This is a genomic window from Desulfamplus magnetovallimortis, from assembly GCF_900170035.1.
Taxonomy (GTDB): domain Bacteria; phylum Desulfobacterota; class Desulfobacteria; order Desulfobacterales; family Desulfobacteraceae; genus Desulfamplus; species Desulfamplus magnetovallimortis.
This window is the reverse complement of sequence record NZ_LT828548.1, coordinates 157583-182631: the sequence shown is the minus strand read 5'-3', so window position 1 is coordinate 182631 and position 25049 is coordinate 157583. Positions and strand designations below refer to the sequence as shown.

At 40.6% G+C, this 25049-nt stretch carries 20 protein-coding genes; 7 read left to right on the top strand and 13 right to left on the bottom strand.

The features are described from left to right. Positions 1-125: 125 nt before the first annotated feature. Complete coding sequence (locus MTBBW1_RS15750; protein ID WP_080804720.1) at positions 126-1016, top strand: hypothetical protein; 891 nt, start codon at positions 126-128, stop codon at positions 1014-1016. Between the two features lie 168 nt (positions 1017-1184). Here MTBBW1_RS15750 and MTBBW1_RS15745 read toward each other — a convergent pair whose 3' ends face one another. The 4 genes from MTBBW1_RS15745 to MTBBW1_RS15725 form a co-directional block, all read right to left on the bottom strand. Continuing rightward, the gene (locus MTBBW1_RS15745; RefSeq protein ID WP_080804719.1) at positions 1185-2396 is read right to left on the bottom strand and encodes an AI-2E family transporter; all 1212 of its coding nucleotides are present in this window, start codon (positions 2394-2396) and stop codon (positions 1185-1187) included. A gap of 567 nt (positions 2397-2963) precedes the next feature. Then, the gene (mqnB, locus tag MTBBW1_RS15735) at positions 2964-3764 is read right to left on the bottom strand and encodes a futalosine hydrolase (protein WP_080804717.1); all 801 of its coding nucleotides are present in this window, start codon (positions 3762-3764) and stop codon (positions 2964-2966) included. A 4-nt stretch (positions 3765-3768) separates the two neighbouring features. After that, positions 3769-4572: a ribulose-phosphate 3-epimerase gene (locus MTBBW1_RS15730; protein ID WP_245809423.1), complete on the bottom strand. Its 804-nt coding sequence runs from the start codon at positions 4570-4572 to the stop codon at positions 3769-3771. A 161-nt stretch (positions 4573-4733) separates the two neighbouring features. Continuing rightward, positions 4734-7157, bottom strand: a complete 2424-nt coding sequence (locus MTBBW1_RS15725; RefSeq protein WP_080804716.1) for a FapA family protein — start codon at positions 7155-7157, stop codon at positions 4734-4736. 215 nt (positions 7158-7372) lie between these two features. On the opposite strand from MTBBW1_RS15725, the gene MTBBW1_RS15720 reads away from it, so the two are divergent. The 3 genes from MTBBW1_RS15720 to MTBBW1_RS15710 are packed head-to-tail and all read left to right on the top strand — an operon-like array spanning position 7373 to position 9781. Continuing rightward, positions 7373-7921 carry a hypothetical protein gene (locus MTBBW1_RS15720; RefSeq protein WP_080804715.1) on the top strand — a complete coding sequence of 183 codons (549 nt, stop codon included), beginning with the start codon at positions 7373-7375 and terminating at the stop codon, positions 7919-7921. Further along, entirely contained in the window at positions 7918-8874 is a 957-nt protein-coding gene (locus MTBBW1_RS15715) for a GGDEF domain-containing protein (RefSeq protein WP_080804714.1), read from the top strand. Before MTBBW1_RS15720 ends, MTBBW1_RS15715 begins: the two co-directional genes overlap by 4 nt. Next, positions 8849-9781: an exopolyphosphatase gene (locus MTBBW1_RS15710; RefSeq protein ID WP_080804713.1), complete on the top strand. Its 933-nt coding sequence runs from the start codon at positions 8849-8851 to the stop codon at positions 9779-9781. Before MTBBW1_RS15715 ends, MTBBW1_RS15710 begins: the two co-directional genes overlap by 26 nt. Before the next feature lie 9 nt (positions 9782-9790). Here MTBBW1_RS15710 and MTBBW1_RS15705 read toward each other — a convergent pair whose 3' ends face one another. Then, on the bottom strand, positions 9791-11647 hold the full coding sequence (locus MTBBW1_RS15705; RefSeq protein ID WP_139786784.1) for an ATP-binding protein: 1857 nt from the start codon (positions 11645-11647) through the stop codon (positions 9791-9793). 320 nt (positions 11648-11967) lie between these two features. Next, positions 11968-13071, bottom strand: a complete 1104-nt coding sequence (locus MTBBW1_RS15700) for an ABC transporter ATP-binding protein (protein ID WP_080804711.1) — start codon at positions 13069-13071, stop codon at positions 11968-11970. A gap of 359 nt (positions 13072-13430) precedes the next feature. On the opposite strand from MTBBW1_RS15700, the gene ugpB reads away from it, so the two are divergent. The 3 genes from ugpB (at position 13431) to MTBBW1_RS15685 (ending at position 16809) form a co-directional block, all read left to right on the top strand. Further along, the gene (gene ugpB, locus MTBBW1_RS15695) at positions 13431-14759 is read left to right on the top strand and encodes a sn-glycerol-3-phosphate ABC transporter substrate-binding protein UgpB (RefSeq protein WP_080804710.1); all 1329 of its coding nucleotides are present in this window, start codon (positions 13431-13433) and stop codon (positions 14757-14759) included. 161 nt (positions 14760-14920) lie between these two features. Beyond that, the gene (gene ugpA / locus MTBBW1_RS15690) at positions 14921-15811 is read left to right on the top strand and encodes a sn-glycerol-3-phosphate ABC transporter permease UgpA (protein ID WP_080804709.1); all 891 of its coding nucleotides are present in this window, start codon (positions 14921-14923) and stop codon (positions 15809-15811) included. A gap of 77 nt (positions 15812-15888) precedes the next feature. After that, the gene (locus tag MTBBW1_RS15685) at positions 15889-16809 is read left to right on the top strand and encodes an ABC transporter permease subunit (protein WP_080804708.1); all 921 of its coding nucleotides are present in this window, start codon (positions 15889-15891) and stop codon (positions 16807-16809) included. 544 nt (positions 16810-17353) lie between these two features. Here the strand turns inward: MTBBW1_RS15685 and MTBBW1_RS15670 are convergent. The 7 genes from MTBBW1_RS15670 to MTBBW1_RS15640 all read right to left on the bottom strand — a co-directional run bounded on the left by MTBBW1_RS15670 (position 17354) and on the right by MTBBW1_RS15640 (position 24871). Beyond that, entirely contained in the window at positions 17354-17713 is a 360-nt protein-coding gene (locus tag MTBBW1_RS15670; protein WP_080804705.1) for a HigA family addiction module antitoxin, read from the bottom strand. After that, positions 17685-17978 (bottom strand): type II toxin-antitoxin system RelE/ParE family toxin, encoded by a 294-nt coding sequence (locus tag MTBBW1_RS15665; protein ID WP_080804780.1) that lies wholly within the window; start codon positions 17976-17978, stop codon positions 17685-17687. The genes MTBBW1_RS15670 and MTBBW1_RS15665 overlap by 29 nt, the downstream gene beginning before the upstream one ends. 420 nt (positions 17979-18398) lie before the next feature. Continuing rightward, on the bottom strand, positions 18399-20348 hold the full coding sequence (locus MTBBW1_RS15660) for an acetoacetate--CoA ligase (protein WP_080804704.1): 1950 nt from the start codon (positions 20346-20348) through the stop codon (positions 18399-18401). Positions 20349-20472: 124 nt separating this feature from the next. Further along, positions 20473-21132 carry a helix-turn-helix domain-containing protein gene (locus MTBBW1_RS15655; RefSeq protein ID WP_080804703.1) on the bottom strand — a complete coding sequence of 220 codons (660 nt, stop codon included), beginning with the start codon at positions 21130-21132 and terminating at the stop codon, positions 20473-20475. A 159-nt stretch (positions 21133-21291) separates the two neighbouring features. Further along, on the bottom strand, positions 21292-22428 hold the full coding sequence (locus MTBBW1_RS15650) for a beta/alpha barrel domain-containing protein (RefSeq protein ID WP_245809422.1): 1137 nt from the start codon (positions 22426-22428) through the stop codon (positions 21292-21294). A 66-nt stretch (positions 22429-22494) separates the two neighbouring features. Beyond that, positions 22495-24084 carry a carboxyl transferase domain-containing protein gene (locus MTBBW1_RS15645; RefSeq protein WP_080804701.1) on the bottom strand — a complete coding sequence of 530 codons (1590 nt, stop codon included), beginning with the start codon at positions 24082-24084 and terminating at the stop codon, positions 22495-22497. Position 24085: 1 nt separating this feature from the next. Next, positions 24086-24871 (bottom strand): enoyl-CoA hydratase-related protein, encoded by a 786-nt coding sequence (locus tag MTBBW1_RS15640; protein ID WP_080804778.1) that lies wholly within the window; start codon positions 24869-24871, stop codon positions 24086-24088. Positions 24872-25049: the final 178 nt, after the last annotated feature.

Sequence of the window (25049 nt, the reverse complement as noted above, 5' to 3'; positions counted from 1 at the left end):
ATATCATTTTTTCTTGACAAAATAAAGAGCCTATGTCCAAAACTGCAATGGTATCCATTACAATAAAAATTGTAACTCTTGGCTAATCCCTTGAAGATCACCATAAGCTGTGTTACTTTAAATTTATGGAAAATCAGAAACAGGAAAAAAACCAAAAAACACGTTGGCACAGACTCCTTGGGAAAATGCTTGAGGAGCTGCTCACGCCTGTTGATATTGCTGTTATGACAGATTTCTCAATTATGAGTGAGCCACCCGAAGCTGATATACTGCTTTTGAGAAGGAATCTGCCAAACTGGTCTGAGGAACAAAAAAGTTTATTGCCTGACGGAATAAGGGACACAGATGCAGAGCATATTCTCATTGAATTCAAATACACAGAATCTGTAAATCAATCTGTTCTTAATCAGGCTTTGGCATACGATACCTTTTATAAAAGAGCAAAGAAGCTTTCGCAAAATCGGGTTAAGACTTTTGTTCTAAGTTCAAAGAGACCCACAAAACATTTTTTCAACAAATTTGACTATAAAGAGACATCCCTGCCTGGCATTTATAAAAGCAATGCTCCCATGCTGGAGTCTTTAACTGTAATATCATTAAACGATCTTACTGATGAACCACATAACCTTTTTGTAAAATGTTTTGCAAGCCGAAAAAAAGAACAGGACAAGGCTTTTAAAAAACTTTTTAAATCTGGAAAAAATCTACTTCGTTCAGGGCTTTACCGCCTGATTGCAGGTTTATGGAAAATCAAAAATTCAAAGGAGGTTCCCATGAAGCTTGAGATGACTCCTGAAGATGTCATGGAAATTGGAAAAGAGTGGGAAGAGCTTTTTCTCAATATTATTCCTGTTGAGAGAAAGCTTGCCGGACTTAAACCGCAAGAAGTCATGTCTGCATTTAAACCCCAGGAAAGACTCGCCGGGCTTAAACCGCAGGAAAGAATGGCTGGATTAAGTTCCGAAGAGCTAAAAGAGATAGAACAATATATCAATAACCTGAAGAACAAGAAGTAAATACAGAAAACATTATATCAAAAGCCAAACCGATAAATGTCACGAATTGTGCTGATTTCAACAAATACTCAACACAAACCATGTGATCTGAGTAAACCGTGCAATTTTAACAATCCGTACTTCTGACAACAACCCCATGTTTAACGTCGGCCATAAAAATTCAACTGTTTAATTTCCGTCCTGCCGTGTAAGAAAGGCATTAAATTCAAGTTCATAGATATATAGAAGGACAAGGGTTAGACCAAATACCATGGGCCCATAAAGAAGACCTGTAAGGCCAAAATAGCTGAGTCCGCCCAGAATCGAAAAAAAGATAAGAAGTGTATCCATTCCAGCAGAGCCTTTCATGAAAAGAGGACGGACGATATTATCTATCATTCCCACCACAACAACAGACCATACTGTCAGGAAAACAGCATACTGCCATGAACCTGATATAAAAAGCCATATGGTTGCAGGAACCCATATCAAAGCTGTTCCAACCATGGGCACAAGTGATGCAAATGCCATTACAGCTCCCCAGAAAAATCCTGGAAGACCACATATATAAAAGGCAATACCACCTGCTGTACCTTGTGAAAGAGCTGTTACAAGAGTCCCCAGAATGGCGGATTTTGCTACTGCCTTGATTTTGTCAAGCAATATCCTTTCATGTTCGCTGGAGAGGGGAGAAAGATGCATGATATACTCAAGCTTTTTATCCTGATCCTGAATAACGAAAAAAAATACAAATATCATGAGACAAAATTTACCGGCAACAGCAGAGATATTTGTAATGATATATTTTCCCTGACTCATCATAATTTCTCCGGCACGTGATGAGAGAGTTATCATAAGTGAGTGGACATTGATTTCTTTAAGAAGGCTCTCTTGCATGTTATTGTGTATAAAATTAAAGGCATGAGAAATGAGGGGCGTCTGGGCAACCCTCTCAATGTTACCATCTGCAATCCATTGATTTATTGCATTAAATGATAGTATCCCCTGACGTATTACAGCCGAAAATAAAAGAAAAAAAGGGATGATTATAACCATGTTAAGAAGCAGGCAAGAGATAAGAGCAGCAACATTTTTATGATGATTGCATCTTACCTTTATCCACTGGTAGACGGGATTTGAAAGTACAGCAAGAATTATGGCAATTATTACCGGATCCAGATATCCCTGCATCATCTTGTAACACATTAAAAATGCTGCGGATATAAGAATAAAAAGAAAATAGTGAGCTATGTTAAGTTTAGGAACAGTGTCTGAAATTCCTGATATATCAATTTTGCATTGATTTTCGGAAATATCGGATTTTATTGCTTCATCTTGATTTGAGTTTGTATCCATATTATTACTGCTGTCCAAAATTACCTCCCTTATCTCAACCTTCATGGCAGGCTCAAGCCCCCCCTTACGATACTCACAATCGACACCTTACTGTTTTTCAGCAGTTATTGCATTTGTCTGAATCAGGATATCCTCAAACTACTTTACACTTTTCTGAAGAATACACCCTAAAAAAGGGGCTGCATCCCTGGAAAGTGTAAAGTGCTCAATGAAACATGCCCTTTTTTGCTTAAAAACCTGAAAAACTGCTCTTGCTTTCAGAAAGTGTAAAGTGATCATGAAGCATGCGGTGTTTAAACGGTAAACGATCATGGCCAAGTTTCGGCCACCCCGGAACATAGAATTATGTATATAGTCCCACAGTAAACAGGCATGATTGATTACATATCTATCACCCCCAAATATAAAAATGATAGTCATTTTCACGGTAAACGGTCATGGCTGTCATCCAGCCACCCCCGAATATGAAAATTTGTATCCATTTTCACGGTAAACGGGCATGATTGCGTATCAATCACCCCCAAAAATAAAAATGATAGTCATTTTCACGGTAAACTCCCATGGCCAAATGAAATTTCTGCCACCCCCGAATATGAAAATATGTATCCATTTTCACGGTAAAAGAGCATTTAAAGCCAGACAGACTCTTTCAACAGCAAGAGGGATATTCCAGTCTGACTTGTTCCTTATTCCGACAAGGTTTGAAGCTGCTCTGATTTCAATAAAAGGGATATTGTAAAGAGATGCCACATGAGCCGCTGCCGCTCCTTCCATGGATTCCATACACGGCAAAAAAGCTTGTATTAGAGCATCTTTTGTGCGTGATGTTGCAGTTATGGTTGAGACAGTTAAAAAATCTCCTGATATTATTTTATATCTTAAACTCTTTTTTGACAGGTTGTTTTTGATTATGTATTTAGATTTTCCCGTAAGGTCACTGTCCAGGAAAAAAAGCCCTTCCCTTGATTCAGGTTGATCTTTAACAAGGTCAAATGGCAAAGGATCATTTGGATAGCCTACATGCTGTGTAAATGAGAGTGGAGAGTTGTCGTATCCTCCCGTGTGTGGAAATGGCAGTGGAGAGTTGTAAAATTCTCCAGGGCGTGGGGTATGACCATGTATGTTTGAAGACAACCGAAAATCATGATGCTCCACACCTGTATGGATATATCTGTCACTTTTTGCAACTGCAATATCTCCAACGTCAATACCTGCACTTTCAAAAGCCCCGCCAATGCCTGCCTGTATAATAATATCAGTTTTTTGAGCCTCAATTGCCTTTGTCAGAGAATGGGCTGTATTGATAACACCAACCCCTGTTATGATTACTGTCACATTCGTGTGTTGATAAATGCCTTGTTCAATCAATGGCATTATTTCCATCTCTGTTGCTGCAACAAGAAGAACTCTCATGATTCTACCTTTTACAGGAGCATACGCCTGCAATCTGCCGTCTGAAACCTTCTATTGTTTCAGTATAATCGGGTGTATTGAATATTGCAGAGCCTGCCACAAAGGAAGTTGCTCCTGCCTTTGCCACATCTTCTATTGTCTTTGGCCCCACACCTCCATCCACCTGAATAATGGCACTGGAGTTTTTTGATTTTATCATATCAGAGAGAAGTTTTATTTTTTCAAGAGTTGAGGGGATGAACTTCTGGCCACCAAATCCTGGATTTACACTCATGATCAGTACAAAATCAAGATCCCCAAGCACCCATTCTATCGCACTCAAAGGTGTTGCAGGATTAAGGGCGACACCTGCTTTCACATTAGTTGGTTTTGTGTTTGCTTCCCCGCTATTGCAGTTTGTGGAGGCATTTGCCTCATGATAACCGGACTTAAGCTGATCTTTTTTGCTCTTATCTTTTTCATCCCTTTTATCTTGGCTGTTTTGCTTTACCTGGGATTTTATAAGCTGTATGGTTCGGTGAAGGTGGGTACAAGCCTCTGCATGTACAGATATGTAATCTGCCCCTGCTTTTGCAAACTCCGGAATCAGCAAGTCAGGCTTTTCTATCATCAGATGTACGTCAAGCACAAGGGAAGTTGCCCTTCTGCATGCATCAACAATGATTGGTCCGTAAGTAATGTTGGGGACAAAATGGCCATCCATAACATCAATGTGAATCCAGTCTGCTCCTGCTTTTTCAACATCTTTGAGTTCTTTGCCAAGTTTTGTAAAATCTGCGGACAGTATTGAAGGTGCAATAATTATCATTGTATTTGTTTTCTCCTTATGTTTCTCCTTGTAAAGGATCTGTTTTAATCTTTTCCGGCCATTAAGTTATCATTTTAAGATTTGAATATGGATACGATACTCATCTATATATTCCCTTTTTATATCACCAAACTCTTTTTTATCCGCAATCTCTTTTTTACCTAAACGATCTTCTGCACTGGTATTTTTTTTAACTTTTCTGTAAATTTTACGTTCTGATAATCATCATCAAGGGTTATTGAAGCAAAGGCTCCATTAATGACTGTACCCTCTACAATGCGTCCGGAGACAGTTATTTCCGGAACAGATGGCTGTGATTCTGCCCATTGGAAAAAACGGTTACGATCCATTTCAAGGGAAAATATCTTTCTTCGTGATCTTTCAGCAAGTGTCTTTATCGTACTTTCCATTTTATCAATACGGGCGTCAATCTCTTTTTTCTGATTATTATACTTTCTAAGGGTTGAAATAGCTGATGACATTTTCTCTTTGAGTGCGTCAATTAAACACATAGTTTTTTCATATGAGGCAGAGTCTTCTGATATCCTGCCCTTTTCAATCTCCTTATTAAAGCGAAGTGATTTTGCCATGGCTCTATCATGTAGAAGCTTCAAATCCACCATTTTATTAAAGATAAACTCGCTTTTTTTGCCAAGTTTTTCCTTTTTTTCAATAGCTTCATCAAGACTTTGTCTGCTTGCACTTATCTTCTTTGTAATATAAAGAGATTGCCGTATTATATGATCCTGCGCTCCAACCTTTAATCTGCATGGTTCTGTGACGTCACTGCCTATGCCGGCTGCTTTTATTCCTTTTCTTGCACAGACAGAGGATGCAATCACACGGCTTTTTTCAGCAATGCATTTACCGCTTAAGAGAAGTGTTGAATCAATTATCTCATGTTCAACAGTAACATCTCCAAAGGATTCTATTCTGGAGTTATGAATATATTTTGCCTTGATGTTGCCTTGCGTGATTATTGTACAATTCATGATGCCCATCTCTGCTGTAACATCACCCACAGCATCAAGCCTGCAACCACGTATCTCCCGGGCCTTTACATCTCCTGCCTGAATCCTGTACGCACCTGTCAAAATCCCTGCGATATTGACACTTGCATATGGATCTATAGGCCCATACTTTATATCTGCATCCCCAAGAATGTTTACAACAGGAAAAATAAAAAACCTGCCCTCCACCGACATTGCAGGATATCCCCCCATTGCAGCCACAACATGGGTTGAATCTTCAGAAAGGGTAACTCCTCTGCCACATCTAAGTACTGCATGGTTGGGGTTTATTGGTATGGTATTGACTTTTTTGCCAGTAATATCAAGTAGTTCAATTTTTACTTTCTTTGTATCAAGGGATGCCAGCACATTGTTTTTTTTCAGGAGATTGTTTTTATCCCTTTTATGTATATCAAAATTATAATGTGGTATTGAGCTGTAGAGATATTCTCCAAGGGCAACCGGAAAAGAGCTATCTTTTGCGTCAAGGTGAGACTTAATAATGGCATCACTGCATATTCCATATGTAATGGCATTTTCATTGAGTATGCTGATGATCTCTTCTGGTGTTATTATCTCTTCCATTTTATCTAAAGCGGCAGGGATATTTACCCACGCCTCCATTTGTGAATCAGATATAGTGATCTCAATTTTTTCTTTAACTTCATTTGGCTCTTTTAGCTCTTGTGATTCATTTAGATTATCAGAGCCATTTAATCTTTCTGATTTAGATATTTCATGAGTGTTTTGACTGTTATCCGTAGCAGATGAGTGAATACGTTTTTGCTCTTTTAAAATCAAATTTTTCTGCATGTCTGTCAATATGCCTTCAGAGACCATGATGTCGCCAAGCATATGAAGCTTCCGGAATTTTTCAAACCACTCATTCTGTTTTTCCATGGCAGCTTCCACAACTTCCGGTGTGGAAAAGCCTTTTTCAAGCACCCTTAATGCAAAGTCATCATCAAGAGCCTTAAGCTGGATAAACTCTCTTTCTGCCTCCCTGAATGATATCTCTTCTGAAGATTGACTATCTTCTTCATTCTCCTCATTGGGTTTTTCATGCTTGGCCGCAGATTCATCATCTTGTTCCGTGAAAGATTGAGATTTTTCATAATTATCGTTGTTAGGGCCAGGTTTATCAAAATCAATTTTTTCAAGTCTTTTCTGCTCTTCTGTGATAATATCCCGCTGTTCTTCGGTAATAACACCGTATTCAACAAGAAGATCACCAAGCATTTTCTGAATCTTTGCTTCACGGAAAAGCTGCTGTTGACGTGTAAGGGCAAGTTCAACCTCTTCACTTGTGGCATATCCTTTGTCAACGGCAATCTGGCCGAACTGCTCACCCTTTTTTTTAAGAACCAGAAAATCACGGATAATCTGGAGAAGGTTAACCTGATATCTTGTGGCCAGTTTTTTTTCAATCAGCAATGCACCAAACTCGTATTGCTCACCTTTTAAGGCTTTTTGTTGCATAAATGCTGCAACTGTTTTAAACTGGGTTTTATTGATCGTCCCGTATCTCAATGCAAGCTGTCCGAGTGAGGGGATCCCTTTTTCAGAACTTTTCACAATTATATGAATATCTCCTTTTTCATATGATCAAAAAGCTGTCTTCAAGGAATGAGTTTTAAACAACTTGCCCATTTCAAAACATCCAGCCATTGTAGGCCGTATGCTTTAAGAATTCTAATTGAACATCTTTTTTCGTGCTCATTCCTAAATAAACTAAATGGCGACTTACCGCCACAATAGAAAAACACATCAAGGTTTAGTCAGGGTCCGAAATGAATGAATCAGATAAGCGAGCAGCCTATATTGAAGATAAAAAAATAACACTCCTTGTAACAAATCTGGCATCAAGCATGATTGGGACAATTATAAACTGCCTTATTATAGGAGCAGTCCTTTGGGATATTATCCCTGAGAAGAATATCATTATCTGGGTGATGGTCAATATCATTTTTGTTTTGATTCGATATACCGGTCTTTGGATGTACAAAAAAGGTTTTAAAGAGCATAATTATAAGTTCTGGAAAACGCTTCTGTTGTTCTCCTTTTTCATTTCAGGAACACTCTTTGGAAGTTCAGGCTTTTTCCTGATTTCACCACAATACCCTGAACACACTGTTTTTCTCTATTTTGTGTGCGGAGGCATGATGGCCGGAGCCCTTGGAGCCTACCATAACCATTTGCCTGTTTTTTATGTATATTCCATAACTGTCTTTCTACTTCCAACAGTTGCAATTTATAATATACATACATCCACAACTTCTGCAATGTCAGCCATGGGTATTGTTTTTTTCTTCTTCTTTCGGTTCATGCAAAAAAAATGAACAGAGATTTAAGTGAAGCACTTGCACTCAGATATGACAACAATCAGCTTGTAAAAAACCTTCATATTGAAAAAAAGAATACTGAACGCCTAAATGAGCAGCTAATGTCAAAAAACAGGGAACTTAAATCCCTTACCCGCATTGACCCCTTGACAGGTCTTAAGAACAGGCGCTATCTTTTTGAGGTGTTCACTCCTGAAAATACAAGGCTTATGAAAGATTATCTGCTTGATGAAAAAGGTACAAACAGACGCTTTAAACAACATGCCTCACAAAATCCACTGGAACCAATTCTTACAAATAATGAAGATGATATGTTTGATTTTCATGACAAAACTAATTCCATCAACTATGGTTATGGCATTTTTATGATGGATATTGATAAATTCAAACGTGTCAATGATACATATGGTCATGACTCTGGTGACATGATTCTCCGGCAATTCAGCACAAAATTGACAGATCAGGTTAGAAGTGACGATGCTGTAGTAAGGATGGGCGGAGAAGAGTTTGTTGTAATTCTGAAACTTGCCGAAGAGAGATATATTGACAGATTTGCCGAAAAAATCAGAACATCTATTGAAGAGTATATGTTCAGCATTACACAGGGCAGAAAAATAAACATCACAACTTCTGTTGGTTATGTTTTTTATCCGTTTTTTTCAAAATTCCCAATGAGCATGACATTTGAGCAGATGATTTCGCTTTCAGATAAAGCTCTTTACCATGCAAAAGAAAATGGCAGAAACATGTGTGTCAGAGTAAGATGCAGGGAGCGGGATTCAGATAATATTGAGACCGTTAAATCTGTTTGCTCTAATCTGGATCGTGCAGTGGAAAAGGGAAATATATTTTTTGAAATTTGTCCGCCATGCTCTTCAGGAGCAATATTGAAAAAAAAGAAAAAATCAAAAGGGAAATTATTAAATGACAAGAATTGTAACGAGGCCTGATTTTGATGGAATTGTCTGTGCGGCAATGATACTTGAAGCCCTTGAATCTGAAATCAATACCACTGACAGTGAAAATATTCCGATTTTATGGCTGGAGCCAAGCCAGGTTCAGCATGGTGATGCTGATATTAAAGAAGGGGATATCATGGCAAACCTTCCCTTTGATCCACGATGCTCGGTGTGGTTTGATCACCATGTCTCCAATGACAGAAATCATGATGTTGAAGGGCTTTTCAGGATTGCACCCTCAGCAGCGGGTCTTGTGTATGAATATTACAAAGAAAAAGGGATGATAAACCGTGATTTTGATGAATTAATAAAGGAGACTGACATCATAGATGCAGCACTTTTGTCCCGTGACCAGGTACTCTATCCAGAAGCTTACCCTTATGTTCTTTTGTCCATGACCGTGAAAAACCGTAATGATTCAGATCCACCCTACTGGATGAGACTTGTGGATTTGCTGCGCTCTTCATCAATTGAGAATATACATAAAGATAATGAGGTGACAAAACGTTGTCAAAAAGTCATTGAAGAGAATCGTCTTTATGAAGATATCCTGAAAAAGTACACACAAATTCACGGCAATATATGCGTTACAGATTTTCGATCACTTGAGAAAGCCCCTTCAGGCAACCGTTTTTTACCATATTCCATATTTTCCGACTGTGTGGCAAGCATGAAAATAAGATATGACCATCGTGATAAAAATATTGTGCTTGTAAGTATAGGCAAAAGTATTTTTAAAGACGGCTTTAATATCAATATAGGAAAGCTTCTTGCGCGTTACGGTGGTGGCGGTCATGCAGGCGCTGGCGGGTGCAGCATGGAAAAAAGTGTTGCCCAGAAGAATATTGATGAGATCATTGAAATAATGAAAAAAAGTAACCAAGAGCAATACTTATAGACTTATCTGCTATTTTTGTCCGGCATCAAGAAGTCTTATCAGCCAGTAATCGCTATAAAGCTTTTTTATAACTTTTATGGCATCTTCTATATCCATATCCACATCACGATTCTGGATATCGGTTACAAGTCGGTACAATGATTCAAAAAGAATTCTGTTTTCCCTTTCCATGATGATAAATGAACCTTTTTCATGGTTGTTAAGCCTTAAGATCTCCTGCATGGCCACCTTTGACGTAATTTTCTCCTGACGCTCGTCCCTGAAAAGCTGAAACCATGATTCAGGATGGTTTTCAGCAAGGTCATTGAAATTTTTAAGGCGGCTTGTAAAGGAGTTTCCCTTTATATGAAGAAATCCTGTTACAGTTGTCTTTCTGGAGCTTGTTCTCACCATGATATTTTCAGGCACAGCCTTTCTTCCCTTTTTCATTGGCCCTGCCTTAAGTTGAGTACCTCTGCCCATTGCCCTTAGCATTACCTGAAGTTTTCCTGCATCATCAGCATCATTTATAATTGAATGTTTTTCATATTCAGATGCTTCGTATTTTCTATAGGATTCAAGTATTTTTTTAATTTTTTCAGTGTTACCTGTCTCCTGAAATGCAGGCACAGAGAGGTTAAGATGTTTTTTAAGCCATGATATCTCCTCCTTGATATGACGGATCTCCATGAGAATCTGATCCTTGAAGGAGCTTAATGGCTGGGGCAGAGGAATTTTGTCCTTTTTAAACCTGAAATAGTCCGAGGCATTGTTTAGCACTTTACGGATGCTCTCTCCGTTGCTGATTTTATCCATCTCCTCTTCAGTAAAAAGAGAGCTTATATCTATTGAAGCTTCCCTGGCACGACATGCAAGTATCTCTTTCATCTCGTTTTTTGAAGGTGTATTGAGAAAGACCGTGTTTTGCCCTATACGTTCCACCACTGAAGGATTAAAAACAGCAGAGTAAGCTTCCCAACGCTCAGGAAAGAGATTGAAAATCATAAGAGTATTTGGAATATGTGTAAACAGCTCCTTGACTGCCTCTCCAAAGCTTATCAGCAGCTCTTCATTGTATTTCAGCCCTTCAAGCTGATCAAAAACAACAATCAATGGCTCATCTTCAATGGAGAGCTTTCCAAGAACCCTTATGGCTTCAATGGCAAAAGCCTCAAACCCAGTTGATTCTCCTCTGTTTTCAAGGCCAGTGCTTTTAAGTTCTGTTTCGGAAAGCTCATGTCCGGCAAGCCATTTTCTTATCATCTCCCGCCGGCCTATGTCAGAGTAAGAGCAGTATTTTATCAAAGCCTTGACAATGGAAGAGCCTTGCCCGCCGAAACCATGGGTGTCTCCCCACCATTCAAGGGTTCTCTTCTCAATGAACTTCCAGTTTTTTCTTCTGGTTTCAGTGTCGTCCCCACCAAGTCCCCTGTAGATATTAAGATGACTCTGGGATAGGAGAGCCTCCATGGATTTCATATTTTCGCTGGGGTTTTTAAGCTGTTTTATAACATTTATTATAATATTGGAAAAACTTCTGGCAAGAAGATATTGAATCTGCGTATAGGAGGTACCGGGAACCCTTTCAACAAGGGATTCAAGCATTCTTGAGTAGATGTGGTATAGAATGGATTCAGGGTTGTTGGGCTGTCGTATAAATAGAATACGGTTAGCTGCAATCATCTCCCTTGCAAGACGCATGATAAGATGTGTCTTGCCTGAGCCAGGGTTACCTGCCAGGACAACACCTGTTGATTGATGATTTGGGTCAGAGGCAATCTCTCTTACAAGCGACTTAAGCCTCATAAATTGTTCAGAAAAAAGTGATTTAAGATCTGTATGTTCCTGAAAAGGACTATCTACTCTGCTGGTACCGAAGGGATTCACAATATACTCCTGTATGTGAAAAAACGAATCAATGGGATTATTCTCCATATTTTTATAAGAAAGTCCCCGTATTTCAAGGTTTTTTTCAGGGCTTTCATGCTTCGTTGTGGCAAGATGGTTTTGCCATGGCCGTTATTTGATATGAAAGATGCCCAAAATAAAATTGTATTCTCTTGAGGCAACACAAATCGTAAAAATAGTCATCCTTCATATCCCAACATGGGTATTTTATACTTTTTGGGGAGGGATATCCTGAAAAACGTAGTTTGGTTTCATAAAGTGTAAAGTGGTCATTAAGTAAGCCTAAATAATAATACATTTCAATATATAGAAAGGGTTGTCTCAGCATCAAAAATATGCATCTGGTTGAGATTCATGGCAAATTTAAGGGAATCTCCATATTTGATGCTTCTTCTGCCTTCGCTTCTGGCAATCATTTTGACACCTTTTATGTTAACGTGGACATGGGTCTCATTGCCAAGGGGCTCAACAACCTCAACCAGTCCGTCAAACTTCCATGATGCAGGAAGAGATGGATTGAGATCTGAGGGAGTTATCTCTTCTGTCCGAAGTCCCATAACCACAGATTGACCATCCCTAAAACCATTCAAATGGGTGTCTCCGGGAGGCACAGGTATCTCAAGACCACCGTCAAATATCAAAAAAGCGTTATCTCCCCTGAATTTTATAACAGCATCCAAAAGATTCATTGGAGGCGTGCCTATAAAGCCTGCAACAAAAGTATTTGCAGGTTTTGAAAAAAGCTCCATGGGACTACCCACCTGCTCAATATATCCATCCCTTAGCACCACGATTCTGTCAGCAAGGGTCATGGCTTCCACCTGATCATGGGTAACATATATAATTGTAGAGTTGACACGCTGATGAAGAAGTTTGATTTCAGCTCTCATCTGTATGCGAAGTTTTGCATCAAGGTTTGACAGGGGTTCGTCAAAAAGAAATATCGAAGGCTTTCTAACCATTGCCCGGCCCATGGCAACCCTCTGGCGCTGCCCACCTGACAACTCATGGGGTTTTCTGTGGAGCAGATTTTCAAGTCCCAGAATCTGACCTGTCTCCTGAACTCTTCTGTCTATTTCATCCTTTGGGGTTTTATTGAGGCGCAATCCAAACGACATATTTTCATATACATTCATATGGGGATAAAGAGCATAGTTCTGGAACACCATGGCAAGCCCCCGCTCCTTTGGCGCCAGATCATTTACAACCTTGCCTCCAATGGATATTGTCCCGTCGGATATGGCCTCAAGACCTGCCACCATCCTCAAAAGTGTTGATTTGCCACATCCAGAAGGTCCTACAAGTACAAGAAATTCCTTGTCCCGTACATCAAGATTTATTCCGTGAACTACTTCTGTTTTGCCATATCTTTTAATTACATTATTGAACTTTAGTTCTGTCATTTTTTATCTTGTTCCTGAATTTTACAAATAATAATGGGAATATCTTCAGAATATCCCCTTGTTTTAAATTTGCAGCAGATAACATTAAGGAATGAGTCCGAAATAACTGTCCCATTTCCCCCCTCTCCAGTCATGGATAGGGGGTGAGGTAAGTGGGGAAGTTATTTAAATCCGATTCCTAAAAACACTTCACAAAACAATAAATCAGACAAATGTGCAACTGTTTTTTTGAGAATTGCATATTAATCTTGACTCTGTTTCTGTTTATTAATAAACCTTCATCAGAACTATACACTGCTTTTTAATGGAAGGTGTATGCAGATTTTTTTAATCTTTTATTATGATAGGGGGAATCTTAAATGAAATTGAAAAAGATGTTTTTCATAACTGTTATAGTGGTCGGTATGGCACTGCCGGCTTCAATATTTGCAAAACCTGTTACCATAAACTGGTGGCATGCCATGAGAAGTGCCAGGGGTAAAGTTGTTGACACAATGATTGAAAAGTTCAATGCATCCCAGTCAGATTATGTTGTTGTGGGAACAAACAAGGGCAATTATGATGAAACAATGAATGCGGGTGTTGCTGCTTTCAGGGCACACAAACAGCCACATATTCTTCAGGTGTTTGAAGTCGGTACCCAGACAATGATGCTCTCCGGTGCTGTTTATCCTGTATTCAAGCTGATGGAAGATGCGGGAATGAATATTGACTGGTCAAGTTATCTTCAGGCTGTACTTTCATACTACATGAACTCTGATGGTAAACTTATGTCAATGCCCTTTAACTCATCAACTCCCATCATGTTCTATAATGTGGATATGCTGGAAAAGGCGGGGATTGCCCCTCTGTCAAAAACAGAGCCTGTTACATGGGATAAACTTGGTGAAATCTGCAAAACCCTTGTTGATCAAGGGATCGCTCCTGCAGGAATGGTTACAGCCTGGCAGTCATGGACACAGATTGAAAATTACAGTGCCATCCATAATCTTGAGTTTGCAAGTAAAGCCAATGGCTATGAGGGACTTGACTGCGAACTTATGATCAACAATCCAAAGGTGGTTGCCCATATTACCCGCCTTAAAGATTGGATAGCTGATAAACGCTTTATGTATGGCGGACAGAAATATCAGGGACCAAAAGCAGAGTTTTTAGCACAGAATGCAGCTTTTTATATTGATTCCATAAGTGGTATTGCAAAACTTAAAGAGTCTGCCAAGGATTTTAAATGGGACGCAGCTCCACTTCCTGTTGAAGCATGGATGGAAAAACCCCAGAACAGCATCATAGGCGGCGCTTCTCTGTGGGTACTTCAAGGCCACACAAAGGAAGAGTACAAGGGCGTTGCAACATTTCTGAAATTTCTTGCCACAAACGAAATGCAAGAGTACTGGCACATGGAAACCGGATACTTCCCAATTACCCTCAATGCATATAATGACCTGAAATCCAAAGGCTACTACGATGAGAATCCACTTCAGGAGGTAGGTATAAGTCAGCTTAACCGTGCCATACCAACAACAATTTCAAGGGGCTTGAGACTTGGATATTTCGTACAGATCAGAAATATCATAAATGAAGAGCTGGAACTTGTGTGGAACGGCAGCAAAACTCCCCAGGAAGCCTTAGACAATGCCGCAAAACGTAGCAATGAACAGTTGAGAACCTTTGAAAAGACCTATAAATAAATTTAATACTCCTGTAAAAAGTCGGAAATTCCAAAATCGCTATTAACAATTTCAACAGATCATTGTTAGAAAGTCTTGAGAGCCAACTTTTTACAAGTTCTATCAATTTTCAAGGATAAAAGAACATCAGGTGCCAGCCACCTGATGTTTTTATTGATGACATGATTAAACGATCCTTTTTTAAATCCAGATATCTGCCTTATTTTCTTATCCTGCCGCAGGTGATAGTAACCCTCACCTTTTTTTACTGGCCGGCATTTCAGGGATTGATGCAGTCATTTCTTTTAAGCGACCCGTTTGGAAGACAGAGCAAATTTGTCTGGTTCTATAATTATATTGAGCTGTTTTCAGATCCGCTCTATCTTAAGTCAATACTTATTACCTTTGTGTTCAGCCTTTCTGTGGCCATTGTATCGTTGTCTCTTGGGCTTTTTATTGCAACCATGGCCAACCGTGCCCTCAGAGCAACAGCACTTGTAAGAACCCTTCTTATCTGGCCATATGCAGTTGCTCCTGCAATATCAGGTATTCTGTGGCTCTTTCTGCTTCATCCATCCTACGGTATTGTAGCCCTTGGAATAAAAAATGTATTTGGTATGAACTGGAACCCGGTTCTCAACGGCACAGATGCAATGGTAATGATAACAATGGCAAGTGCCTGGAAACAGATAAGCTATAACTTTGTTTTCTTTATGGCCGGAATGCAGGCCATTCCAAAATCCCTTATTGAGGCTGCTGCCATTGACGGAGCAAGCCCTTTGAGACGTTTCTGGAGCATAACATTTCCGCTCCTCTCTCCAACTTTCTTTTTTCTTTCGGTGATGAACATCATCTACTCTTTTTTTGAAACCTTTGGTGTTATCCACACAGTGACACAGGGCGGACCTGGGGGTTCCACAAATATTCTGGTGTACAAGGTTTATCAGGATGGCTTTGTAGGACTTAATATGGGCTCTTCATCAGCACAGTCTGTTATCCTCATGTCCCTGATCATTTTAATCACTGTAATCCAGTTCAGGTTTGTTGAGAAAAAAGTACAATATACGGGGTAAATTAAAAAGAGAACTGTCTCCGACTATGTATCGTGAGAAGAACAAAGTACAATATACGGGATAAATGGTTAAACGTTATGGTTGAAAAAACACCGATATTAGATTTTTTTACATATATATTTTTGATTACAGGTATCCTGATTGTAGGATTCCCCATTATATACAGTCTTATAGCAGCAACCCAGACACTTGAGGATGTTTCAAGGGTTCCCATGCCTCTTGTTCCTGGTGACCAGTTTTTTGTCAACATGAAACAGGCATGGTCAAGGGGGGATCTTGGCACCCAGATCATGAACTCCTTTTTAATGGCAACAGGCATAACAGTGGGCAAAATTGCTGTTTCCATTCTTGGAGCATTTTCAATTGTATATTTTGACTATCGTTTTCGGGCAGTGGCATTTGCCTCTGTATTTTGTACCCTTATGCTGCCTGTGGAAGTTAGAATAATGCCAACCTATGAGGTTGCAGCTAATGTACTTGGGCCTGTGCAGTCAATATGGGAATTTTGTCATCTAAACGATATAGTATCGTGGTTCACGGGGAATGATTTTGAAATAAGCCTTAACTGGAGTCTTCTTGACAGCTACACAGGTTTGATATTACCGCTTGTTGCCTCTGCCACATGTACATTTTTGTTCCGCCAGTTTTTTCTTACAGTACCTGAAGAGCTTTGCGAGGCAGCCAAGATGGACGGTGCATCTCCTATGACATTTTTCAGGAAAATTCTGCTGCCCCTTTCAAGGACAAATATTGCTGCCCTTGTGGTTATTGAGTTTGTCTATGGCTATAACCAGTATCTGTGGCCTCTTCTGATTACAACAAACCCCAAGATGACAACGGCTGTAATAGGGCTTCAGAACCTCATTCCCCAGGCAGATGATCTTCCCGAGTGGAACCTTGCCCTTGGGGCTGCGGTTCTTGTAATGCTTCCGCCTGTGCTTGTGGTGCTTTTTATGCAGAGATGGTTTGTGAAGGGATTGATTGAAAGGGAAAAATAGATAATCTTTGACCAGACGCCATACGATTCGGATTTATGCTCAAATTCGACACCTATGATCTTCAGAGCCTTATTAAAACTGTCTGAATCATGATTACCAAGATTAACAGGATAAGGCAGGATTTTCTATCCTGAACATCCTTTTTATCCTGGTTATCCTGATTCAGACAAATTCCGCAATTGCAAAAAAGCAATAAGATGTCGATTTTGAGTTTATATATAGTATTCCAGATAATTAAATTGATAATGGAAAAGTCGGCATCCTTCATGACCACTTTACACTTTCTGAGGCCAAGCTCCGTTTTTCAGGGGCTTTCTCCAAAAAGTGTAAACTACTTTTGTGGAGATATGAAAGATGCCGAAAAGTCTATAGATTTCCAGAAAAATATTTTGGCATTCTCAATTCTGAAGGGCAACCACAAGGGATTGCCCCTACACTGCTTGCCAATTTAATTATCTGGAACAGTATAACTCTCTGTTATCTGGATTAATTTTTTACTGGTTTTTTTTATGAAGCCCTATGGCCTGATATAATGAACGAAATGTTATGCTAAATTTTCTGTGTCTATTAATATTGGTTGTAACTTTTTAATCTCGATAAATTTTGAGCTATTAATTGCATGCCACAAGTCCCAGTCTTGTTGTAACCCAAGCCAAAAGTCTGCCGACATTCCTACAACTTGAGATAACCTTAGTGCAGTGTCTGGTGTTACTGATCTATAACCTTTGATGATTTGGTTAAGACGAGGATAGGAGACACCTAACTTTTGAGCAAGTTCTGTCTGGGTAATTTTGAGTGGTTTCACAAACTCCTCCAAAAGCATTTCTCCTGGATGAGTTGGAGGACGATGTTTAGGGAGCTTCCTCGAGATATTATCAGTGGTAATCTGTGATTTCAACTTCATATGCCTGGCCTTCCTCCCAAATAAAGCAAACACGATATTGTTGATTTATTCGGATACTGAATTGATTATCTCTGTCACCTTTTAATTGTTCAAGTCTGTTTCCTGGGGGAATCATAAGCTCAGTGATATCTTGTACGCGGTTAATTTGGTCCAATTTGCGTTGAGCAACAGACCAAATAGATTTAGGACAGCACTTTCTGGCTGACTTTGAGACTGTTCCATCAAAAATATCCTTCGTTCCGCTATTTTTAAACGACTTTATCATGGATAGCATTATAATGGATGCCATTACAGTCGTCAATATACGACATCCTTCATTATGTCCTAAAAGTACTTTTCATAAAAAAGTCCGGCATGCTTCATTTCCCAGTTTACACTTTCCGGAGAGAAAACTCTGTGTGGCGGGAATCTCTCACAAAAAAGTGTAACCCGATAAATGAAACATGCCAAAAGTCCCCGTATTTTAATGTTTTTAAGGACTTTCATACTTCTTTATGACAGATGAGTCTGCCTGGACAGTTTATATGAAAGTCTCCGCAAGTGGCTGTTTTTATAAAGACTTTCAACCTTTCGATTGTGGCGGTAATCCGCCATGTACGTTTATAAGAAAGTCCCCGTGATTCAAGGCTTCTCAGGACTTTCATGCTTCGTTGTGGCGGTTAGCCGCCATGGCCGTTATATAAAATCACTCCTTCAATTCTTTGATATTGCTGAAAAAATCCAACGCTTCCGGATTTTTGAGAGCATCTTTATTTTTAACCTCTTGGCCGTGAATCATCTTTTTGACAGCAAGCTCAACCTTCTTCATATTCAATGTGTAGGGGATGTCAGGCACTTCTATGATTTTTGCTGGAACATGTCTTGGGGATGCATGGGTGCGAATATCATTTCTTATCTTTTCTCTTATCCCGTCTGTCAGTTTGACCCCTTCAGGCATGGTTACAAATAGAATTATCCTGACATCGTTATTCCAGTTCTGACCCACAACTACGCTGTCTGCTATCTCTTCCATCTGTTCAATACGGCGGTAGATTTCTGCCGTGCCGATTCTGACACCTCCGGGATTCAATGTAGCATCTGATCTGCCGTACATTATAACTCCACCGCGCTCAGTAACCTCAATGAAATCCCCATGTGCCCAGACACCAGGATAGTGGTCAAAATAGGCAGAGTGGTAGCGAGATCCATCTTCATCGTTCCAGAAATATATGGGCATGGAAGGAAATGGTGCTGTACAGACAAGTTCGCCCTGCTCTCCGACAACAGGTTTTCCATCTTCATCATAAGCAAACACCTTCATTGCAAGCCCTCTGCACTGAAGTTCACCGGAATAGACAGACCCCATGGGGTTACCAAGGGCAAAGCATCCGTTAAGATCTGAACCACCTGAAATTGATGCAAGCTGAAGGTCAGATTTGACCTCGTCATATATGAACTTAAAATCTTCCTTTGACAAAGGAGATCCAGTTGATAAAAGTGCCTTCAAGGGTGAAAGATCAAATTGCTGGGCTGGTTTTACACCGGCGTTTTTAAGAGCCGCAATATATCCGGCACTGGTTCCAAATACAGTTATTTTTTCATCCTGAGCCATCTGCCACAGAGCATCCGGGCCCGGATGAAATGGATTGCCGTCATAGAGTACAAGGGTTGCACCAACAGAAAGAGATGTCACAAGCCAGTTCCACATCATCCATCCGCATGTTGTGAAATAAAAAATTGTATCATTTTCCTTGAGATCAGTGTGGAGCATAAGCTCCTTTATCTGGTGCATCAAAACACCACCTGCACTTTGTACCATACATTTGGGAAGCCCTGTGGTACCTGATGAGTACATGATATATAGGGGATGATCAAATGGAAGCTGTTCAAATTCGATCTCTCCGGCCCTTGAGTTTTTGAACCTGTCCCATAAAATAGCACTGGGAAGGGTTTTTACAGGGGGATCTTCATCTGCATAGGGAATAACCACAATTTTTTCAATTGAGGGAAGCTCTTCAATAATGCCCTTAATTTTTTGCAGGCTGTCAATGGGTTTACCCTTAAAAAAATATCCATCTGCTGTAAAAAGAACTTTTGGACGTGTCTGCCCAAATCTGTCCAAAACCCCTTTTATACCGAAATCAGGGGAGCATGATGACCATACAGCACCAATGCTTGTGGCAGCAAGCATGGCAATAATGGACTCCGGCATGTTGGGTACAAAGCCCACAACCCTGTCTCCAGGCTTTATACCCAAGGATTTCAGTCCCTTTGCAACCCTTGAAGTCTCATCGTAAAGATCCTTGTATGTGAGGGTTCGTCTCACTTGATCTTCTCCCCTGAAAACAAGGGCAATCTTATCGTTTCTCAGGCGGAGAAGGTTTTCGGCAAAGTTTAGCTGTGCTCCCTGAAACCATTTTGCTCCTGGCATTTTGCATGGGTCATCAAGCACCTTGTCATAGGATCTGGAAAAACGGATCTCTGCAAAATCCCACATGAATGCCCAAAATTCCGAAAGATTTTCAATGGACCACTCATAAAGGGCGTCATAGTCTGTAAAATTTTTTCCATATTTTGCATTTACAGCCTGCATGAAGCGATACATATTGGTTTGCTTCACACGCTCATCTGTTGGTGTCCATAATGGTTTTGTCATATGTGTCTCCAGCTCCTTATTTAGATACTGTTCTTTCAAGGTTTGACTGGCGGGTGGAAAAAGCCTTGAGTCTTTGAGTTGTCTAAAAAAATACCCGACAGTTTAAACTTAAAGAAGCGCTACATTATTCATAAAGTACAGCCAGGATTGTTGCTCTCTCCTCTTTTGCCTTTATAAGATGGGGTGTTGTGGAGAGGTAGTAGGCACTGTCCCCAGGATTGAGCTCATGGGTCTCACCGTCAATTTCAAGTGAGGCAACACCTTCAAGTACATATATAAACTCCTCACCGTCATGTATTGATACATCTTTGGCAGGGTTCTCCTCAAGTTGCACAATAAGGGCCTCCATGTGGCGACCCTTAACTTCCGGAGCAAGGCTCATGTATGTGTATAATTTCTTCTCCCCTTCCGGTGAAGTTGAACGGGATATATATTTTCTTTCTGATTTTCTCGTAATTGAGTAGAGCTGTGAACCCACATCTGAAACAAGGCGACTCAGTGCGCTGTCAAGAGATCTTGAAAGTTTCATAACAGTACCAAGCTGGGGTTTCACCACTCCTTTTTCAATTTTTTCCAGTCTCTCCTTTTCAAATCCTGTAAGATTGGAAAGCTCTTCAATGGTGATCCCTTTTTTCTCTCTCAGTTTCCTGATCTTTGTACCGATATCTTCAGTTTCCCTCTTTTTTCCACTGAGATTGTCGATCTTCTCTCCGTCTTCAATATTGCCAGTTAGATCCTCAAAGTAGTCCACATTGATATGAGGTGTAATATCATCATTCTGCATATCTTTTTCCTTGGATTGGACGGCATTTTGCCGTCCCGTTGTTGGCATTAGGGACTCAAAAAAATCAATACCCACTCACATCATCTAAAACACTTCTGCATGAATAGCAAGAAGAGAATGGGACAATGATTTTTTACAAAGCCCCTTATCCCGAATCTGTTATTCCCAGCCTTCCGGCAGAAGCTGATCAGGTTTTTCACCCAGCTTTTCTTTAAGCTTCTTAAGGCCCGGACGTGCATAATGCATATGCCCCTCCTTAAGGGTTCTGCCGTTTATCATGGCTTCACTTCTGAGGCGTTTTCCCATGGTTCTTTCCATCTGTTTTCCCAGCCAGAGAACCCTGTCAACATCCCAGCCATGTTCAATGCCCATCTCATCAACCTGGACAAGGGTATCTTCAAGGCATATTAGACCTACATATCGGGGATCGTCGTAATAGTACTCTCCTGTACCCTTAATGGGTCTATCATCCATGAAGTTTGCAGGCTGCCCTCCAAGTCCGCCAAGGGTTGCCTCAAAATTTCTGATTCCTGCCTGAAGTGATGCCAGAACAGATGCAGAAGCCACACGTTTGGTCTCATGAAAATGCGCTATATGGAGATTTACATCCGGAAGCTCATCAAGCACCATTGAAAAGTAACGGTAAACATCAGCCGCCGATGCGCTGCCGTCGTGGTCTGCATGTTCAACATCATTAGCGCCTATATCTAACCATCTTTTTGTAAACTTAACAGCATCCTTCATATCAGTGGCACCACCTATGGGACTGCCCCATATTGTGCTTACTGTCCCGCACATTTTAATGCCTGCATCCGTACATTTTTTTATGCACCTTTCTGCCTCTTTCCAGTAGTTGGGAAGGGTTGTGCCGGAATTTGCAAAATGGTGCTCTTCTTCTGTGGACACCATCATAAGTACCCTGTCAGGACCTATCCCTTTCTGCTTTAATTCAATAGCTCTGTCAACAGAAGGTTCACGTATTGTTATGGCTGTAAAGCAGATATCATCAACATCAATACCTCTTTTTGCACATTTTTTCCTGAAAAGATCACCGCGCAGATAGGTGAAAAGCTCTTCAGCATCGCTGAACTGGGGCATACTGTAGGGATTTCCAAGATTTGTCACCTCAATATGACGGCAACCGGCAAAAATCAGCTCCTCAAGGTAAAACTTTTTGGCCTCAGTGGAAATGAATTTTTCAGCATGCTGGAATCCATCACGTACGGTTATATCACCTATTATTACTTTTTTGGGCATTCTTGGGAAAATTTTCCACATATCATATTCAGTCATCATACACCTCCAAATGGCTGTTTTAACGCTTTTTTTAATAACGTACATGGTGGTTAACCACGTCAGTTTCTAAAACCTGAAATTTCCAAAAGATGGTTCTTCAATTTTTTTGAGAAGACTAACCTCAAAGGCCATTCCAAGCCACTGCCTTATTTCCGAAAATTTAAGTACCCTGTCATTAAGAAGCCTTGCTCCACAGTAAAACGGATGGGCTTCGCCATCATAGCTTTCAATCATTTTCTGCTGGAATGCATCTTTTTCTTCCTGTGACATGGGCTTGCCGCTTTTTTTGCGCTTTGCCTCTTCAATGGAGAGCATAACGCCGCCGGCGCTTTTGCCGCTCATGACAGATGTTCTTGCTCTCATGGTGGAGAATAAAAAGTGTGGACGATATGCCCTGCCGCACATGCCGTAGTTTGCAGCACCATTGTCAGGTCCTATCACAAGCTGAATTTTTGGTACCTGGGCACATGATACAGCACGTACAAGATCAGCACCATATTTTCCGATACCGGCATGCTCTGATTCAGAACCCACCATAAAGCCAGGGGAATTCTGAATAAAAAGCAGCGGAATCTTTTCCTGGGAGCATCTAACAATCCATTCAGTTGCCTTTTTGGCAGCTTCATGAAATATGATTCCCACCCTGTTGGATGCAATGACACCTACGGGAAATCCCTTGATGCGCATTTTCCCCACCACAATGTTATCACCCCTTCCCCGGGCATAATTTTGCTTTGATTCATCAAAAACGCTTCCATCAGCAATGCATTCAATGATGGATCTTACATCAATGCCCTGGTGAACCGACATGGGAATCCTGTCATATATGGTATCAGCAGGTATTGCAGGCTCCTGTTCCTGATAACGGTGCAGGTGGATTGACTGGGGTCTGTCAAGTGATAAAATCGCTCTTACCCTTGCCACAGCATCTGCCTGATCCTCGCATAAATGGTCGGCTCCACCAGATGTCGCAGTATGAACTTCTGCTCCTCCCAAGTTTTCAGCGGAAATGGTCTCTCCTGTTGCCATCTTCACAAGGGGGGGGCCGCCCAGAAATGAAAATGACTGCTGGTCAATCATGATGGATTGACATGCCATGAATACTATATAAGCACCACCTGCGGTATTGCCACCGGTACTCATTGTAATCTGTTTCAAGCCTTTGGCAGACATTCTTGCCATATTATAAAAGATAGTTCCAAAATGCTGGTCATCCGGAAAAACTTCTGCCTGCATGGGAAGAAACACCCCACCTGAATCGGCAATATAGACAGAGTTGATTCCGCATTGGTCAGCAATGGCCTGAGCCCTCATATGTTTTTTTAGTGTAATGGGAAAATAGGTACCAGCCTTGACCCTTGAGTCATGACCTACAATCATTGTCCAGTTACCATGGATTTTCCCAAGACCTGTGACAATACCCCCGCAAGGGACATCATCAACACCCGGGTAACCCATGCCAAAACCAGCAAGCAGTGAAAGTTCAAAAAAATATGTCCCGGGATCTATCATATCCTGTATAAGTTCCCGCACAGGCCTTTTGTTTTTTGCAGCAAGGCGATCAACAGCCTTTTGGCCCCCTGGCCAGATTGCCATCTGCTGACGCTCTTCAAGCAGTGACTCTTCGTGTTCCCAGAAAGATCTGTTTTCAGTCATGTTATTTTCCTTTATACACAGGTTTTCGTTTTTCCCTGAAAGCGGTGAGACCTTCAATCCTGTCTTCGGTGGGAATGGTAACACGATAGGCATTGGATTCAATGGCAAGACCGGTCGTAAGATTGGTATCAATTCCCTGGTTAATGGCATATTTTGCCATTTCAACTGCAATGGGGCCTGTCTCATTTATCATATCTGCAATTGCCATGCATTCACTCATAAGAGCTTCAGGGGCACATATCCTGTTTACAAGCCCAATGGAAAGGGCTTCATCTGCATCAACCCTGCGCCCTGTAAAGATAAGCTCCTTGGCTTTTGCAACCCCAATTATCCTGGGAAGGCGCTGGGTACCTCCGGCTCCTGGTATGATGGCAAGGCGCGTCTCTGTAAGCCCCATGACAGCCCTGTATGATGCCACCCTGATATCAGATGCCAGCGCAAGTTCTGTTCCCCCGCCAAGTGCAATTCCGTTAACCGCGGCAATGACAGGTTTGTTAAGATTCTGAATTGATGTCATAAGATTTCTGATTGTAAATATAAATTTTTTGACATCTTCCTCTTTAAGTGTTGCCCGCTCCTTGAGATCCGCTCCGGCGCAGAATGCTTTTTCTCCGGCTCCTGTTATAATTACGCTTCTGATATCTGTTCGATACTGAAGATTCTCTATCTCATCTTTTATTGCATGGAGCATTTCAAAATTAAGGGAGTTCATGGCTTTAGGGCGGTTAAGGGTCAAAACAGCAGTTGTGCCTTCTTCTTTTTTTATCAGAACTGGTTCATCAGCCATTGTGGTTCTCCATTTTGATATTTCTGTTTTTAAAAAATAGTGAGGGAGATTTTGGCACCCTTCATATCGCATCAAAAAAATTATTTTACACTTTTTTTGGGGAAAGACCCTTTCACGGTAAACAGGCATGATTGATTGCGTATCAATCATCCCTAAATATAAAAATGATAGTCATTTT